Source organism: Pseudoalteromonas sp. 23_GOM-1509m (assembly GCF_000518425.1).
GTDB lineage: Bacteria > Pseudomonadota > Gammaproteobacteria > Enterobacterales > Alteromonadaceae > Pseudoalteromonas > Pseudoalteromonas tetraodonis.
The window spans coordinates 78570-93069 of the sequence record NZ_KI912435.1; the positions used below are offsets into that span (position 1 = coordinate 78570).

The window sequence follows — 14500 nt, forward strand, 5'->3', positions numbered from 1 at the left end:
GAGCGGGTCATTAGCTCAGTTGGTAGAGCAGTGGACTTTTAATCCATTGGTCGATGGTTCAAGTCCATCATGACCCACCACTTCTGGTACACTTTCTTCGATATAAAATATTTCCGACTATCTCCCTAATTTTTATTTATAAACTGCCTTGTTAGATTGCTATTATTTAGTGTTCGTTTCTCGTATAATTTGCGCTATTAATTACACTGTAAATAAAGTGGTCGAGAACAATGAGTTTAGCTCAAACTATTATGCCAGAAGGCTATATTTTTCCTCCTAAGCCAGCCCCGTTAACACAAGACGAAAAAGGCGAATATAAAGCGCGAATAAAACAGTTACTGCAAGAAAAAAACGCGGTGCTTGTTGCTCATTATTACACTGATCCCGAAATTCAAGCACTTGCTGAAGAAACAGGCGGTTGTGTAGCCGATTCACTGGAAATGGCACGCTTTGGCGCTAGACACGAAGCCGACATGATCATCGTCGCGGGCGTACGTTTTATGGGTGAAACCGCTAAAATTTTAACCCCCAATAAAACTGTCGTTATGCCCACCCTTGAAGCAACCTGTTCATTAGACATTGGTTGCCCTGTTGATGAATTTTCAGCATTTTGTGATCAACACCCAGATCGTAAAGTTGTAGTGTATGCGAATACGTCTACTGCAGTTAAAGCGCGTGCTGATTGGATTGTTACCTCATCGTGTGCACTTGAAATAGTAGAGCACTTAGATGAGCAAGGCGAAAAAATTATTTGGGGCCCAGATAAGCATTTAGGCAGCTATATTCAAAAGAATACCGGTGCCGATATGATCATGTGGAACGGCGCATGTATCGTACATGACGAATTTAAAACCAAAGCCTTAAAAGACATGAAGGCATTGCACCCAGATGCGGGCGTACTTGTGCATCCAGAATCACCGGCTGAAATTGTTGAACTCGCTGATGCAGTTGGCTCTACTAGCCAGCTAATTAAAGCCGCTCAAACAATGAGCAATAAAAAGTTTATTGTAGCCACCGATCGCGGTATTTTTTATAAAATGCAGCAACTATGCCCAGAGAAAGAGTTTTTCGAAGCTCCAACGGCCGGTAGCGGCGCTACGTGTAAAACTTGCGCTCACTGCCCATGGATGGCAATGAATGGCTTACAAGCGATTGAGGAAGCACTGATTGATGCTAGCGGCAAAGAAGTATTTGTTGATATGGACTTACGCGAAGGCGCACTTAGATCGTTAAATCGCATGCTTGATTTTACAGCCAATATGGCAAAATAATAAATGGCAATATAACGCATTAGATAAAGGCGATACTCAGGTATCGCCTTTTTTATTTGCTTCTGAGGAGTTAGTTTGATTATTGAGCAGTTAAAAGCGTGATGTTAAAAAGGCCTTGCACCAAGCAAGTGTATTTCATACTATAGCGCGCTGTTGCACTGCAACATTGTGGAGGGATGGCTGAGTGGCTGAAGGCGCACGCCTGGAAAGTGTGTTTAGGTTAATCCCTAACGAGGGTTCGAATCCCTCTCCCTCCACCATTATTTTTATATTAGGGCGCTTTTAGCGTCCTTTTTTGTGCCTGTAATAACACTAAACGTGTTGGCTTTGTACATGGCGTTTGTTTTTACGCTGGTGCTTTAATGTATACATGCTCGGCTAAGGTTAAACAGGTTTGGTAAGTGGGGGGCGTTTAGCTGCTTGGCAATTATTATGTAGGGCATACCCATAAAAATAGGTGAGGGCGTTTGAAGTTTAATGTATTAGCATAAAGCAGAGCTTAATGGCTATGTAGCCATCAAGCTCTACTAACAGCTTGTTATTCAACCGTGGCTGTTAAACCACGACGTTTAAGTAAGGCTGATGTGTCTGGCTCTTGGCCACGGAATGCTTTAAACGATTCCATAAGGTCACGCGAGTTACCGACTTCTAAAATTTCTTTACGGTATTTGTCACCTAGTTCACGTTTTAAGCCTCCTTGCTCTTGTACATAAGCAAATGCATCAGCAGCTAAAATTTCACTCCACATGTAGGCATAGTAGCCTGCAGAGTAACCCCCTCCCATTGAATGAGAAAAGAATGCAGACTTATAACGCGGCGGCACAAATGGCACGTTAACGCCGTGTTTTGTTAAAACATCTTGCTCAAATTTTTCAATATCTTGCAGTGGGGCATCTGCTGGTAATGAATGCCATTCCATATCTAATAAAGCGGCAGATACATATTCTAACGTATCAAAACCTTGGTTAAAGCTTCTTGATTTAATTACTTTTTCAAGTAATTCATCCGGAATCGGCTCGCTTGTTTGATAATGTTTAGCATAGTTAGCAATTACTTCAGGGTGCATTGCCCAATCTTCTTCAAACGTAGACGGGAATTCAACAAAGTCTCTTGATACTGATGTACCAGATAAGGTTGGGTATTTTACTTTTGAAAGCATACCGTGCAGGCCATGGCCAAGCTCATGGAACATAGTGGTTGTTTCATCGTAGCTAATAAGTGTCGGCTCACCTTTGGCGCCTTTTTGAATGTTCATAACATTCACGACAACAGGTTTTTGCCCATGCAAACCAGACTGTTTAACAAACGAGCTCATCCATGCGCCGCCACGTTTACCTTCACGCGCAAAATAATCAGCAAAAAAGATAGCTAGGCTTTCACCATTTGCGTCAAATACTTCATATGCTTTTACATCTGGGTGATACACAGGTAGATCGTTACGTGGCTTAAATGTAATGCCATACAAACGATTCATGGTAAAGAATACACCGTCTTCTAATACACGGTTAAACTCAAAATATTCTTTTACTGCTTTTTCATCAAGGTTGTACTTATCTTGACGAACTTGCTCGGCATAATATAACCAATCCCATGGTTTAAGTTCGAACTGCTCTGCAGATGCATTTATTTTTTCTTGAATATCAGCAGCTTCTAACGCTACATTTTGAGTTAGCCTTGGCACCATGCTAGCAAACATATCAAATACAGCTTGTGGTTTTTTAGCCATTTGCGACTCTAAACCAAATTCAGCCCAGCTGTTGTAGCCAAGTAACTTTGCTTTTTGTGCTCTTAATTTAACTAGTTGCGCAACAATGTCGCGATTACTAAATTCACCATCTAGCGCGCGCTCTGAAGATGCACGCCACACTTTCTCGCGTAAATCACGGTTTTGTAATGAAGCTAAAACAGGCTGGCGAGTGGTATTGGTGATTTTAATTAAATACTGCCCTTCGTGGCCGGCTTCTGCGGCTGCATTAGCAAATTGTTCAATTTGACCTGCCGATAAGCCAGCTAACTCTTTTTGGTCTTTTACGATGACAACATTACTTTTACTTAGCGCAAGTAAGTTTTGTGAAAACTGTGTCGTTAAGGTTGATAGCGATGAGTTAATATCACGTATTTGCTGCTTTTGTTCATCATTAAGCTGAGCGCCTGAGCGCACAAAACGTTTATAGTAAACGTCTAATAGTCGTGTTTCTTGCGCTGTTAATGCTAAAGAGTCTGTTTTTTCAAAAAGTGTGGCTACTTTTTTAAATAACGCATCATTTAAAAAGATGTTGTCTCTGTGCGCTGCAAGCTTTGGTGCAAGTTCTTTTTGAAGCTCACGACGCGCTGGGTTTGAGCTAGAGCCTGCAAGGTTGTAAAAAATGCTGCTTGCACGCGTTAATAACTCGCCACTTTGCTCAAGTGCCACGATGGTGTTTTCAAAAGTCGTAGGGGCTGTATTATTAATAATGTCTTGTACTTGCGCCATTTGCTGCGCCATACCTTGATTAAAGGCAGGTAAAAAATGCTCATCTTTGATGACTGCAAAGTCAGGGGTTTCGTACTGTAGTGTGCTTTTTTCTAATAATGGGTTGGTAGCTTGTTGTGCTTGCGCTGAAATACTTTGCGCAGTTGTTTGTTGTTTGTTGTCAGCGTTTACATTTGGCTCAGAGCAGCCCGAAAGTAATAACGCCGAGCTGATTGCCGTGGCGAGTAAAGTTTTCATATTTACATTCTCTTATTATTGTAACCAGTCGTTACCTTGTCATTAATCAAGTAAGAGTACGTTGACTTAAATGTAACTACACTTAGGTTGCGATAAAGTCTGAATTAACTGCGACGAGCTGTTAAGTTATATGCCCCATAGTGCATTTTTTGACGAGCGAGTAAAATATAAAGCAGTAAATAGGAGGGGCGTTGAGTGACTTAAATACGCCAGTGATGTTTAATTTATTTACTTATCTAGTTACTTATCGACGCACGTCTTTTGGTGCGCCACCTTTTGGCCAGTCATTCGCTTTATTGGCAAAAATAGGGCGTTCTAAATGTGAAAAGTAATAAGCAATATCGACAGCTTGTTGATCACTTAGAATGCCTTCTTGACCCAATGGCATATTGCCCTTTATAAAAGCGGCTGCGGTATACGTACGTGCCATGCCTGCGCCATCGTTAAAAGAATGACTGCCCGCAACAGCAGGGAACATATAGGTATCATTGGGGTATAAACCTTGAGCATCCATTTGATGGCAGCTTGCACAATGTTGTGCGTAAAGGTTTTTTCCGTTATCGGCGTTTGGTATTAGCTCTTTATTAATAGTGACAAAACCTGTGTTGTCTTGCAGATCGTTTTTGTTTTTTATATTTTGTGATAAAAAGTTCATGTAGCTGACAATAGCCTGCATATGCACTGAATTAGTAGGCAGTGGCTGGCCGTTCATGGAACGTTGAAAACAGCCATTAATTCTGTCTTCAATGGTGTTTATTTTTGCATTACGTGAACGATACTTTGGATATACCACATTCATGCCCACATAAGGCGCGGCTTTAGCTACACGCCCTTCATTAAGATGGCAAGTGCTACAATTGAGCTTATTATTTACGTTATTGGGAAGTTGTTTATAGGTATCAATAATTAATAAGCGCCCATAACGAATTAAATCCGACTCAGGGCTGGCATCGAGCTCATTAATAGCGGGCGTTACTAGGGTATTAGGGTGATTTGCTGATAAGTTTATAATTGTGGGCGCATTACTTAACGCTTTTTGCACAAGTGATTGTGTTTGCGCTTCTTGTGAGTATACGGGCAAAGTAAATAACGTCGCGAATACAACACTAAAATGAACTTTAAACATAATTAAAACCTAAATAAAAAAGAGTATTTAAACGACAGTGCTCATTATTACTGTAATGTGGCTGAGTGTTTTTAATACCGCTGAATTGGTAAGGTGAATCAGTAAAACATGACCCGCTATCATTAAAATATAGTTAACGATTACTTAAAGGGTTAATAATTTAGTTGGTTTAATTATTCTATGACTACGTTGAGTCGCAGTTAATACGCGTAGGATTGCTAATAAAAAAGGAGTTTTTTCAGGGGAATTGCAAAGCCATTTTATTTTAAAATGGCTTTGCGGAGAGTTTAATACTTTTTTGGTTTAGCGCTGAGCTGGGCTTGAAACTCATCAGGGAATAAAATTGTGCCGTCGTCTTCTTCGGTAGGGAACACGGCCACCAGTAAGTCGTCTTCTTCAAGGCCAGGTGTCCAGCGGCTAAACCAATCGTTTGTTGGAATTGCTTTAGGTGTACAGCCTTGCCATTCGCCGGTTGCCCAGGCTTGTGCGAACTCTCGTGTTGGCCATACCGGCACGCAATCGTCGTCCTCGTTAGTGAGCATTACGCAGCCGTCGTCATCGTTTAAAATCCACACTTGCTTAAATTGCTGCACGGTTTCGTACATGTATGCGAGTCGTTTTTTTGCGCCAAGGCCTAAAATTACGTCGTCTTGCTTAGATAAATTGTCGGTGGTCATTTTTGGCTCTCTCTCACTGTGGAGTATACAAAGAGCAGCGAGCTGCTGCGCTTTAAAATTTAGTTTAGCTGATGGCTGCTAGTAGCTCATTGGCTAGTTGGTTTAGTGCGTCGGGGTCTTGATTTGTTAATGCGTAGGTGCGTAATCCATATATACCCATAACACAAAATCGTGCCAGCTCTATGGCACTGCGGCCATTGGTAATTTCTTTATTATCAATTGCTTTTTGTAGCTGCTGCGCAAAGGCATGCTCGTATGCAGTTAAATTAGTACGCAGTACGTGGCAAATTTGTGGATCGTTACCCTCTACCTCGCTAATGCTTTTTGTGAGCAGGCACACTTTGGTTGCTTCACCGTCAACGCATTCTTGCACAATGATATTAAGGTATTGTTTCAGCGTATCTAAAATACAACTGCTGTGCTCAAAAAGAGCAGTAAATTGAGTATTACGATCGGTTTGGTATTGCTCAGTAGCGGCTAAAAAAATGCCTTTTTTACTTCCAAATGCCGCGTATAACGAGCCCGGATGTAAATGGGTTGCTTGAGTAAGTTTTTGCATACTGGTTTTTGCATAGCCATGAAGCATAAACATCGCCATTGCTTGGCGCAGTACAAACTCTGTATCAAATTCTGCAGTTCTCATAATGACTCTTCTCGTTGGCAGAGTAGGTAAAGCGAACTCTCAACAATAATCCTACCTTAAGCAGCGTTTAGGTAAAGCAGTTTACGCAATCTTGAACAAAGTTTCAAAATTATACTTGAATATTCATTCAAGTGACCTTATCTTGAATGTACATTCAACAAAGGATAAACATTATGTCGACAGACTTACTTTCACCTTTTAAATTAAATAACAGCATTGAACTGCAAAACCGCGTACTAATGGCACCACTAACTCGTTGTATGGCAGATGACAATTTAGTGCCTACACAAGCTATGGTTGATTACTACGCTCGCCGTGCTGATGTAGGATTAATTATTAGTGAAGCAATTATTATTCGTGCCGATGCACAAGGTTACCCAAATACACCGGGTATCTTCACTAATGAACAAGTTCAAGGTTGGAAAAAAGTCACTGACGCCGTGCATGCCAATGGCGGTAAAATGTTCGCGCAATTATGGCATGTTGGCCGTGTTGCTCACCCTCACTTTTTTGGTGGTGATGTTCTGGCGCCATCGGCGATAGGGGTTGAAGGTTCAGTACCGCGTATGCGTGAGCTAACTTATATTACGCCAAAAGCTGCCACTAAAGATGATATTAAAGGCTTAGTGGCTGACTACGCTAAAGCGGCAGAAAACGCGATGGAAGCAGGTTTTGACGGCGTGGAAATTCATGGTGCTAATGGTTATTTAATTGACCAATTTTTACATTATGCGGCAAATGAGCGTGATGACGAGTATGGGCAAACACCAGAAAATATGTCTCGTTTTGCACTGGAAGTAACCGATGCAGTTATTGATGTTGTAGGTAATGAGCGTACCGCTATGCGTTTAACACCAGGTGCCTACTTTAATATGAGCGAAGATAACCGTGATAAAGCAGTATTTGACTACTTATTACCTGAGCTTGAAAACCGCAAACTAGCCTATTTACATGGCGGTATTTTTGACGACAGCATGCGTTTTGATTCACTAGAAGGTAAATCAACCTCTGAATTTTTACGAGCTGGTTATGCAAGTACCTTAGTGGGTGTAGGTAGTTATAGTTTTGAAACTGCCAAACAAGCGATCAACGATAATAAATTTGATTTAATTGCCATTGGTCGCCCGCTTATTGCTAACCCAGACTACATTAGTAAAATTAAAAACGGCGAAGAAGTGACACCTTATAGTGATGAGATGCTTGCTGAGTTAGTTTAAGTTTTAAAGAGTTCTCACTAATAAGCCCACAAATGTGGGCTTATTACTTAAAAGCGGATTCATGAATCTATCTTTTTGGATAATTCTGCAAGCTCTTGAATTTTAGTAACCGTTTCTTTTATGTAGCCGTTTATTTCTTCAGAAGATGCCTTTGAATTACCTGCAAGAGTTCTTACCTCGTCAGCAACAACGGCAAAACCGCGTCCCATTTCACCTGCTCTTGCGGCTTCAATAGCAGCATTGAGTGCAAGTAAATTTGTTTGCTCTGATATTCCATTAATTGTTTCTACTATTTTGCTGATGGTTTGGCTTATATCTAATAATTCTTTCATTGATATTTGAGTTTGATTAACTGCTTTTTTTCTTTCCGTTATGTTTAAACCTATAAACATATAACTAGTGGTTTGACCATTAACATCACGAAGAGCACATATTCTCGCATCAAAGGCACTGTATTGATTATTTTTTTCAAGTTCAAAAGTTTTTGAGATATGTTTGTTTTTGTCTAAAAATGCTTTTTCTTCAACGCTGAGATCAGAAATCAGATTTTTAGCAAACTCTTCTACAGAAAAATTGGGTTTTAATGCCGTTTTTAGTAATTCGTTACAATCAAGTACTTCACCATGAAGAGACACTTGCAACATAGCTATAGACTCGCCGATAGTTTCTAGTTTGTTTGTGAAATCAAGCGCCATTTGCTTTACTTCAGATATATCAGCTTGAATTGCAATGTAATTTTCTAATTTCCCTTCTCTTATTACTGGGTTGATAGATAGCGAGGTCCAGTAAGCACTCCCCGATTTTTTATAGTTTAATATTTCTCCATAAAAAGGAGTTCGATTTTTAAGATGTGTGCGTATCGTTTCTATCATGTTTTTGTCAGAATCTTTGCCTTGTAAAAAACTGCCTGGTTTCTTACCTTTTACTTCACTTAAAGCGTATCCTGTTAAACGTTCAAATCCATTGTTTACATATTGAATATAGCCGTTAGGATCGGTGATTATTACCGCGTTGTCTGTTTCGTTTGCAACAAGTGACAACATCCGTTGTTCTTCTCTAGTTATTACTTCTTGCGTTACATCTTTGATAAAAGCCGTGTAAATAACGCGATTAGCTAATTTTATTTTCGATAGCGATAATCGCCCCCACACGGTTGTTCCATCTTTGCGTTCAATTTCAACTTCTCTACTGGTACCAACTATTTTATCGACACCTGTGTCTCGGTTTGCATTTACAAGCTCATCATGGTTATGTTGTATTGCATGGGGTACTAGCATTTTTACATTGTTTCCCATTACTTCTTGTTTACTGTAACCCCACAGTGTTTCTGCGGCTTTGTTATACAAAGTGATACAATTATTTTCATCAATACATACAACTGCATCAAGGGCTTGCTCTAACGATTGCTCATTGATTTCTTTTGCTTCACGCTCTGCTGATATATCTCTTATAAAAGCGGTGTAATGTTTGTTGTTATTTACTTTCACCTGAGAAAGCGCTAATTCGACCCAAATGCGACTTCCCGATTTAGTTTGTAACTCAACTTCTCGGTAGCTGCCAACAATTTTGTCTTGCCCGGTTTCTCTATGATGATTTACATAGTCGTCGTGGTTTGTTTTATGTTCGTCAGGGACTAGTTTTCGTATGTTGTGACCGAGTACTTCATCTTCTGTGTAGCCCCATAATTTTTGCGCGGCTTTGTTATAAAAGACAATATTGTTTTTTTCATCTATGGAAACAATTGCCGTAATAGACTGTTTTAATGCTTGCTCAGCGCTATTAGCGAAAAAATTAAACATAGTGCAGCTACCTGTAATTAAAGCGTTAATAAAAAGATAGCCCAGGAAAAGCTGATTGCAAAATTGGTTTTTAACTTTGTATAAAACCGTGTTTTTGGGCTAAAAGTTATCACTTTATGGGCTCTTAACTCTTTATATCTAAGTTAAATAAGATTTTGATCAATTGCAGTTAGAAAGAGTGAGAAAATTTTATGACTTTAGAGAGTCCCTTGGCTTTTGGGTGCTGTTTTAGTCTGATTGCTCTTAATTACGATGTGCTTGATTTGATTACTTTACGTCATAATTAACTCATATTTGTTTAACCTGTTTGTCAATAAAATTGCCCCTCGTTGTCATACTTAAAAAATAGACTGTGCCCGCTTTCATAATTACCTTTTATAATTAGAATCAAATGGGACAACAATGTACGCTTTAAAAAATAAATCGATTTTGAGCATGGCTGTGGCCATGGCGGTATCAACTTCAGCTTATGCTAACGATAACGTGATAGAAGAAGTAACTGTTACTGCAAAACCAACCAGTTATGCAAACAACGTTATTGAACCTGCGATGCTAGAACAACAAAGCTCGGTATCGAGTGTGTTATCGGTAATTGATAACCTGCCAGGTATTAGCATAAACGAAGGCGACGCATTTGGTGGCGATGATTGGTCAACAACCATTACCATGCGTGGTTTTAGTATTGACTCTAACCAACAGCAATTAGGTATGACGATAGACGGCATTCCTAATGGTGGCTCTAATTATGGTGGCGGGGCTAAAGCGAATCGTTATCTCGATAGCGAAAACTTGGTGACAGTGGAAGTTGGCCAAGGTACCTCAGACATTAAATCGGCCTCATTAGAGGCATTAGGCGGTACTTTTAATTTTGTAAGTAAAGCACCGAGTTTAGATAAAAGCACCACCTTTGCTTATACCTCAGGCAGTCACGATGCTTCGCGTTATTATGTTAAGCACGAAACTGGCACCATTTTCGATAATACCCAAGCGTACGTGAGTTACTCACAAACCGATACCAGCCGCTGGATTGGCTCAGGCAGCAATGGCGGAAAAGATAACCAACACGCTGAAGCGAAATTTGTTACCACCCTTGATGAGCTAACTATTACAGGGCGCTTATCGTATGACGATGTAAGCGAGAGCAACTACAATAGCGTGAGCCTAGAGCAATTTGAACAAACCCCTGATTGGGATCAGCTAACATGGAACTGGACAGGCGTTCCGCACTTTGACCAAATGTTTGCAGAAGGTTGGGGCACCTTGCGTGAAAATACTCTAGGCTATTTAAAATTTGAATACGCGATTTCTCCAACATCATTATTAACCGTTAGCCCGTATTATCATAAAAATTCTGGTCGTGGCGATTGGATCCCACCTTATTTAACGTCCCCTGTAGATGAAAATGGCAACCCAACCACCGAGGGGGGCACAAACGCAGGCTCTTATGGCTTTACAGATAGCAACGGTAATCCACTTGCGCCGAACGCAGGTTGTATCGCAAGTTTAAACTGGCCGTGGGAGTCGGGCCCTGAGCTTAATCCTGCGTGTTACGACGCTGATGCAACGCCTGTTATGTCTTATCGTCATACTCATTACAATAAAGATCGTTTAGGGGTAACTGCTAATTATCAAGCTAGCTTTGGCATGCACGATATAGAAGCGGGTTTTTGGTATGAGCAAAGTGACCGTGATGAGTCGCGTGATTGGCATAAAGTAATCGATGCCCGTATTTATCATCATTTTGATAGCACCCCATACTGGACGCAATACAAAAACACCTTTGAGACTGATACGCTTAAATGGTATGCACAAGACTCAATGGCATTTGGCGACCTTACCTTAAACCTAGGGGTAAAAAAATACTTAGTGGATATAGAAAAGTATGACCACTATAAAAACGCCACAACAGCTAAAGTAAACAGTGATTCAGACATTCTATTTAGTGGTGGTATTTTGTATCAGCTAAATAGTAATACTGAGTTATTTACCAGCTATAGCGAAAACTTTGCCGCCATTAAAGACGGTGTGCTTGAACGCGATAGCTCTGACTTATCAGCAATTAAGCCAGAAACCGCTGAAAATATTGACCTGGGTGTGCGCTATCAAAATAATGCACTTAAATTAACAGCAACGGCCTATTCAATTGAGTTTGATAACCGCATCACCTTTATAGCACCTGGCAGCGACACGGGCGGTATAGACTACACCATAGGCACAAACGGCTCGTACCTCAATGTGGGCGGTATTGAGTCCAAAGGTTTAGAGCTGTCAGCAAGTTATATGCTTAATAATGAGTGGAATGTATATAGCTCATACACCAATAATAGCTCTGAATACAAAGGCGATGCGCCAGGCTTTGAAGCTGGAGGCAAAGTAATTGACTCAGTGGATGATTTATTTGTGCTATCAACCGATTACTACAGTGGCGATTTCCGCTTTGGTTTATCGGCTAAATACACCGGTGAGCGTGGCGATGTAGATAGCTACACCGTGCTTGATTTAAACGCAGGTTATTCAGCCGAAGTTAACGCAGGCCCGTTTAAAGCCGTTGATATTGCCTTTGTGGTTTATAACATTACCGATAAAAGTTACTTGGCAGGTGGTACGGGCAATGGGAGTACTTACTTTATCGGCTCGCCACGCACAGCAGCGGTTACATTAACGGCTACTTTTTAAACCTAAAGTAATCTTATATAAGCCCATCATCGATGGGCTTTTTACTATATAAAGTTGATGAGAACACCATGAAAAGCATGATAAAAATTATCGGGTTAAGTTTAATTTTATTGTTTAATAATGTGGCATTGGCTGCTCAACAAAATGTAGTGTTAGTCACCCTTGACGGCGTGCGCTGGCAGGAAGTATTTAATGGTGCCGATAAAAACCTGCTCAATAATAAAGAATTTGTTAAGCAACCAGCACAGTTAAGCAATGAATTTTGGGATGAAAGGGTGCAACAGCGCCAGCAATTATTAATGCCGTTTTTAACACAAACGATTGCCACTCAAGGCGTAATTATGGGCGACAGAGCAAACGGCTCAGCGATGTCAGTGAGTAATCCATGGTATTTTTCATACCCTGGTTATAACGAAATTCTTACCGGCGAAGTGGATGAAAACATTAACAGTAACGATAAAGTATTTAATCCAAATAAAACCATTTTAGAGCGATTAGATGCGCAGCCTGAATTTAAAAACAGCACGGCTTTATTTGGTAGCTGGGATGTGTTTCCTTACATTGTAAATACTAAGCGTAGTCATGTGTATGTAAATGCAGGATTTATGCCTATTGCCGATGATTTATTTGCCGATGCGCCCCTGTTAAACGCATTACAAACAGAAATCCCCAGCCCATGGCACAATGTGCGGCTTGATAGTTTTACCTATCGATTTGCTAAAGCCTATATGCTGGCTAAAAAGCCAAGATTATTGGTGATTAGCTTAGGGGAAACTGACGATTTTGCTCACGATGGCCATTACGATGCTTACTTAAAGTCGGCCAAACAAAGCGATGCATTTTTAAAAGATTTATGGCAAACCATTCAAAGCACAGCAGGTTATAAAAATAATACTACGTTAATTGTTACTACCGATCACGGCCGTGGCAGCTACGCAAACGATTGGCAACATCACAGCTCTAAACGGGCATTAGCAAAGTCGGAGCAGGGTAAAAAGGCATTTCCTGAGGGAATTATTGGCTCAGAGCATATTTGGCTTGCTGCCATTGGTCCTACAATTAAAGGTAATGGCTTAATAAAAACCGATAATGAGCTTAAACAAGCGCAAATTGCCGCCACCGTTTTAAAAGCACTTGGGCAAAACCCAAACACGATTAACCCTAATATGGCACCGGCTATTAACGAGATTTTAAAATGAAACAGTTACTAAAAACTTTTAATCATTCAGCGCTGTTACTTACTTTTGTTATTAGTGGTGGCGCAATGGCTGCGCCGTCTAAAATATTGTTTGGCTCGTGTGGGCATCAAGATAAAGACATCCCCATCTTTAATGCGATTAATAAAGAGCAGGGTGATTTATTTATATTTTTAGGCGATAACATTTATGGCGACACTAACGACATGGCCGTGCTTAAAAATAAATACCAACGATTAGGGGCAAAGCCTGGCTTTAAAACCTTAAAAGCAAATACACCATTAATAGCCATGTGGGACGATCACGACTATGGTCAAAACGATGCGGGTAAAGAGTACCCGCATAAAGAAGCATCACGGCAAATTATGCTCGATTTTTGGGATGAACCGGCAAACTCAGCGCGCCGCACTCGTGCTGATGGTATTTATACCTCGTACATGTATGGCGAAGGCGAGCAAACCGTGCAGGTGATCATGCCTGACTTACGCTTTAATCGCGATAAACTTAATTCAGTGAGCGAACTTGAGTATTTCACCAAGCGTAAAGCAAATAACCAAGGACCGTACAGTCCAACCGAAGTAAAAGGCGCGTCTATGCTTGGGGAGGCGCAGTGGCAATGGCTTGAAGCCGAACTTAAAAAACCAGCAGCGATTAAACTAATTGCATCAAGCTTGCAGTTACTGCCTGATTTTACTGGCTGGGAATCGTGGGCAAATTTTCCAGAGGATAGAAACCGTTTATTTGCGTTAATTAAAAAACACCAAATAAATGGCGTGGTGATCATCAGCGGCGATACCCATTGGGGGGAAATTTCAAGGTATCAACACAATCTTGATTACCCACTCTTTGAAATGACCAGCTCAGGCCTGACTGAAAAATGGAAAGACGTTAGCCCCAATAAACATCGTGTCGGTGATTACACGCACAATGTTAACTATGGCGATTTAACCATTGATTGGCAGCAAGCAGATCCAGGCTTGTCACTTAAGCTCAAAGGCATTGATGGTAACGTAATAATGCAAAGTGACTTTAGCTTATCTAGCATAAGCCCATACCAATAGTTGGTTTAATATAAAAACGCACAGTGACTAAAGTGAGTCCTGTGCGTTTAAAAAATCAGCTAGCTACTGGCTAACATGCTGATTTATTAACGCCAATTCCTCCTTAGCGCTACCGCTTAAATTG

The 14500-nt window shown here is 40.6% G+C and carries 10 protein-coding genes and 2 tRNA genes; 7 read left to right on the plus strand and 5 right to left on the minus strand.

The features are described from left to right. Positions 1-4: 4 nt before the first annotated feature. From N523_RS0117915 to N523_RS0117925, 3 genes are all read left to right on the plus strand, one after another. Positions 5-80 (plus strand) — tRNA-Lys (locus N523_RS0117915). 150 nt (positions 81-230) lie between these two features. After that, positions 231-1271, plus strand: coding sequence for a quinolinate synthase NadA (gene nadA, locus N523_RS0117920; protein ID WP_016899824.1), 1041 nt, complete (start codon positions 231-233; stop codon positions 1269-1271). 170 nt (positions 1272-1441) lie between these two features. Then, positions 1442-1531 (plus strand) — tRNA-Ser (locus tag N523_RS0117925). 278 nt (positions 1532-1809) lie between these two features. On the opposite strand, the gene N523_RS0117930 is transcribed toward N523_RS0117925, so the two are convergent. The 4 genes from N523_RS0117930 to N523_RS0117945 all read right to left on the minus strand — a co-directional run bounded on the left by N523_RS0117930 (position 1810) and on the right by N523_RS0117945 (position 6427). After that, a complete protein-coding gene (locus N523_RS0117930; protein WP_028835785.1) occupies positions 1810-3981 on the minus strand; it encodes a M3 family metallopeptidase in 2172 nt (723 codons plus the stop codon). A gap of 244 nt (positions 3982-4225) precedes the next feature. Beyond that, entirely contained in the window at positions 4226-5107 is an 882-nt protein-coding gene (locus tag N523_RS0117935) for a c-type cytochrome (protein ID WP_028835784.1), read from the minus strand. Positions 5108-5394: 287 nt separating this feature from the next. Further along, complete coding sequence (locus N523_RS0117940) at positions 5395-5784, minus strand: DUF2750 domain-containing protein (RefSeq protein ID WP_028835783.1); 390 nt, start codon at positions 5782-5784, stop codon at positions 5395-5397. Positions 5785-5848: 64 nt separating this feature from the next. Then, positions 5849-6427 carry a TetR/AcrR family transcriptional regulator gene (locus N523_RS0117945; RefSeq protein ID WP_013464648.1) on the minus strand — a complete coding sequence of 193 codons (579 nt, stop codon included), beginning with the start codon at positions 6425-6427 and terminating at the stop codon, positions 5849-5851. Between the two features lie 173 nt (positions 6428-6600). Here N523_RS0117945 and N523_RS0117950 point away from each other — a divergent pair, with 173 nt between their 5' ends. Beyond that, on the plus strand, positions 6601-7644 hold the full coding sequence (locus N523_RS0117950) for an alkene reductase (RefSeq protein WP_028835782.1): 1044 nt from the start codon (positions 6601-6603) through the stop codon (positions 7642-7644). Between the two features lie 59 nt (positions 7645-7703). On the opposite strand, the gene N523_RS0117955 is transcribed toward N523_RS0117950, so the two are convergent. Continuing rightward, on the minus strand, positions 7704-9443 hold the full coding sequence (locus N523_RS0117955) for a PAS domain S-box protein (RefSeq protein ID WP_028835781.1): 1740 nt from the start codon (positions 9441-9443) through the stop codon (positions 7704-7706). Positions 9444-9845: 402 nt separating this feature from the next. Between N523_RS0117955 and N523_RS0117960 the strand changes: the two genes are divergently transcribed. The 3 genes from N523_RS0117960 to N523_RS0117970 all read left to right on the plus strand — a co-directional run bounded on the left by N523_RS0117960 (position 9846) and on the right by N523_RS0117970 (position 14376). Beyond that, positions 9846-12119 carry a TonB-dependent receptor domain-containing protein gene (locus tag N523_RS0117960; protein WP_028835780.1) on the plus strand — a complete coding sequence of 758 codons (2274 nt, stop codon included), beginning with the start codon at positions 9846-9848 and terminating at the stop codon, positions 12117-12119. A 68-nt stretch (positions 12120-12187) separates the two neighbouring features. Beyond that, entirely contained in the window at positions 12188-13318 is a 1131-nt protein-coding gene (locus N523_RS0117965; RefSeq protein ID WP_028835779.1) for an alkaline phosphatase family protein, read from the plus strand. Next, entirely contained in the window at positions 13315-14376 is a 1062-nt protein-coding gene (locus N523_RS0117970; protein WP_028835778.1) for an alkaline phosphatase D family protein, read from the plus strand. The genes N523_RS0117965 and N523_RS0117970 overlap by 4 nt, the downstream gene beginning before the upstream one ends. The last annotated feature ends 124 nt before the right edge of the window (positions 14377-14500 follow it).

Excerpts from the sequence above, each read along its gene's own strand:
- nadA (WP_016899824.1), top strand. The coding sequence starts at position 231 with ATGAGTTTAGCTCAAACTATTATGCCAGAAGGCTATATTTTTCCTCCT.
- N523_RS0117930 (WP_028835785.1), bottom strand. The coding sequence starts at position 3,981 with ATGAAAACTTTACTCGCCACGGCAATCAGCTCGGCGTTATTACTTTCG.
- N523_RS0117935 (WP_028835784.1), bottom strand. The coding sequence starts at position 5,107 with ATGTTTAAAGTTCATTTTAGTGTTGTATTCGCGACGTTATTTACTTTG.
- N523_RS0117940 (WP_028835783.1), bottom strand. The coding sequence starts at position 5,784 with ATGACCACCGACAATTTATCTAAGCAAGACGACGTAATTTTAGGCCTT.
- N523_RS0117945 (WP_013464648.1), bottom strand. The coding sequence starts at position 6,427 with ATGAGAACTGCAGAATTTGATACAGAGTTTGTACTGCGCCAAGCAATG.
- N523_RS0117950 (WP_028835782.1), top strand. The coding sequence starts at position 6,601 with ATGTCGACAGACTTACTTTCACCTTTTAAATTAAATAACAGCATTGAA.
- N523_RS0117955 (WP_028835781.1), bottom strand. The coding sequence starts at position 9,443 with ATGTTTAATTTTTTCGCTAATAGCGCTGAGCAAGCATTAAAACAGTCT.
- N523_RS0117960 (WP_028835780.1), top strand. The coding sequence starts at position 9,846 with ATGTACGCTTTAAAAAATAAATCGATTTTGAGCATGGCTGTGGCCATG.
- N523_RS0117965 (WP_028835779.1), top strand. The coding sequence starts at position 12,188 with ATGAAAAGCATGATAAAAATTATCGGGTTAAGTTTAATTTTATTGTTT.
- N523_RS0117970 (WP_028835778.1), top strand. The coding sequence starts at position 13,315 with ATGAAACAGTTACTAAAAACTTTTAATCATTCAGCGCTGTTACTTACT.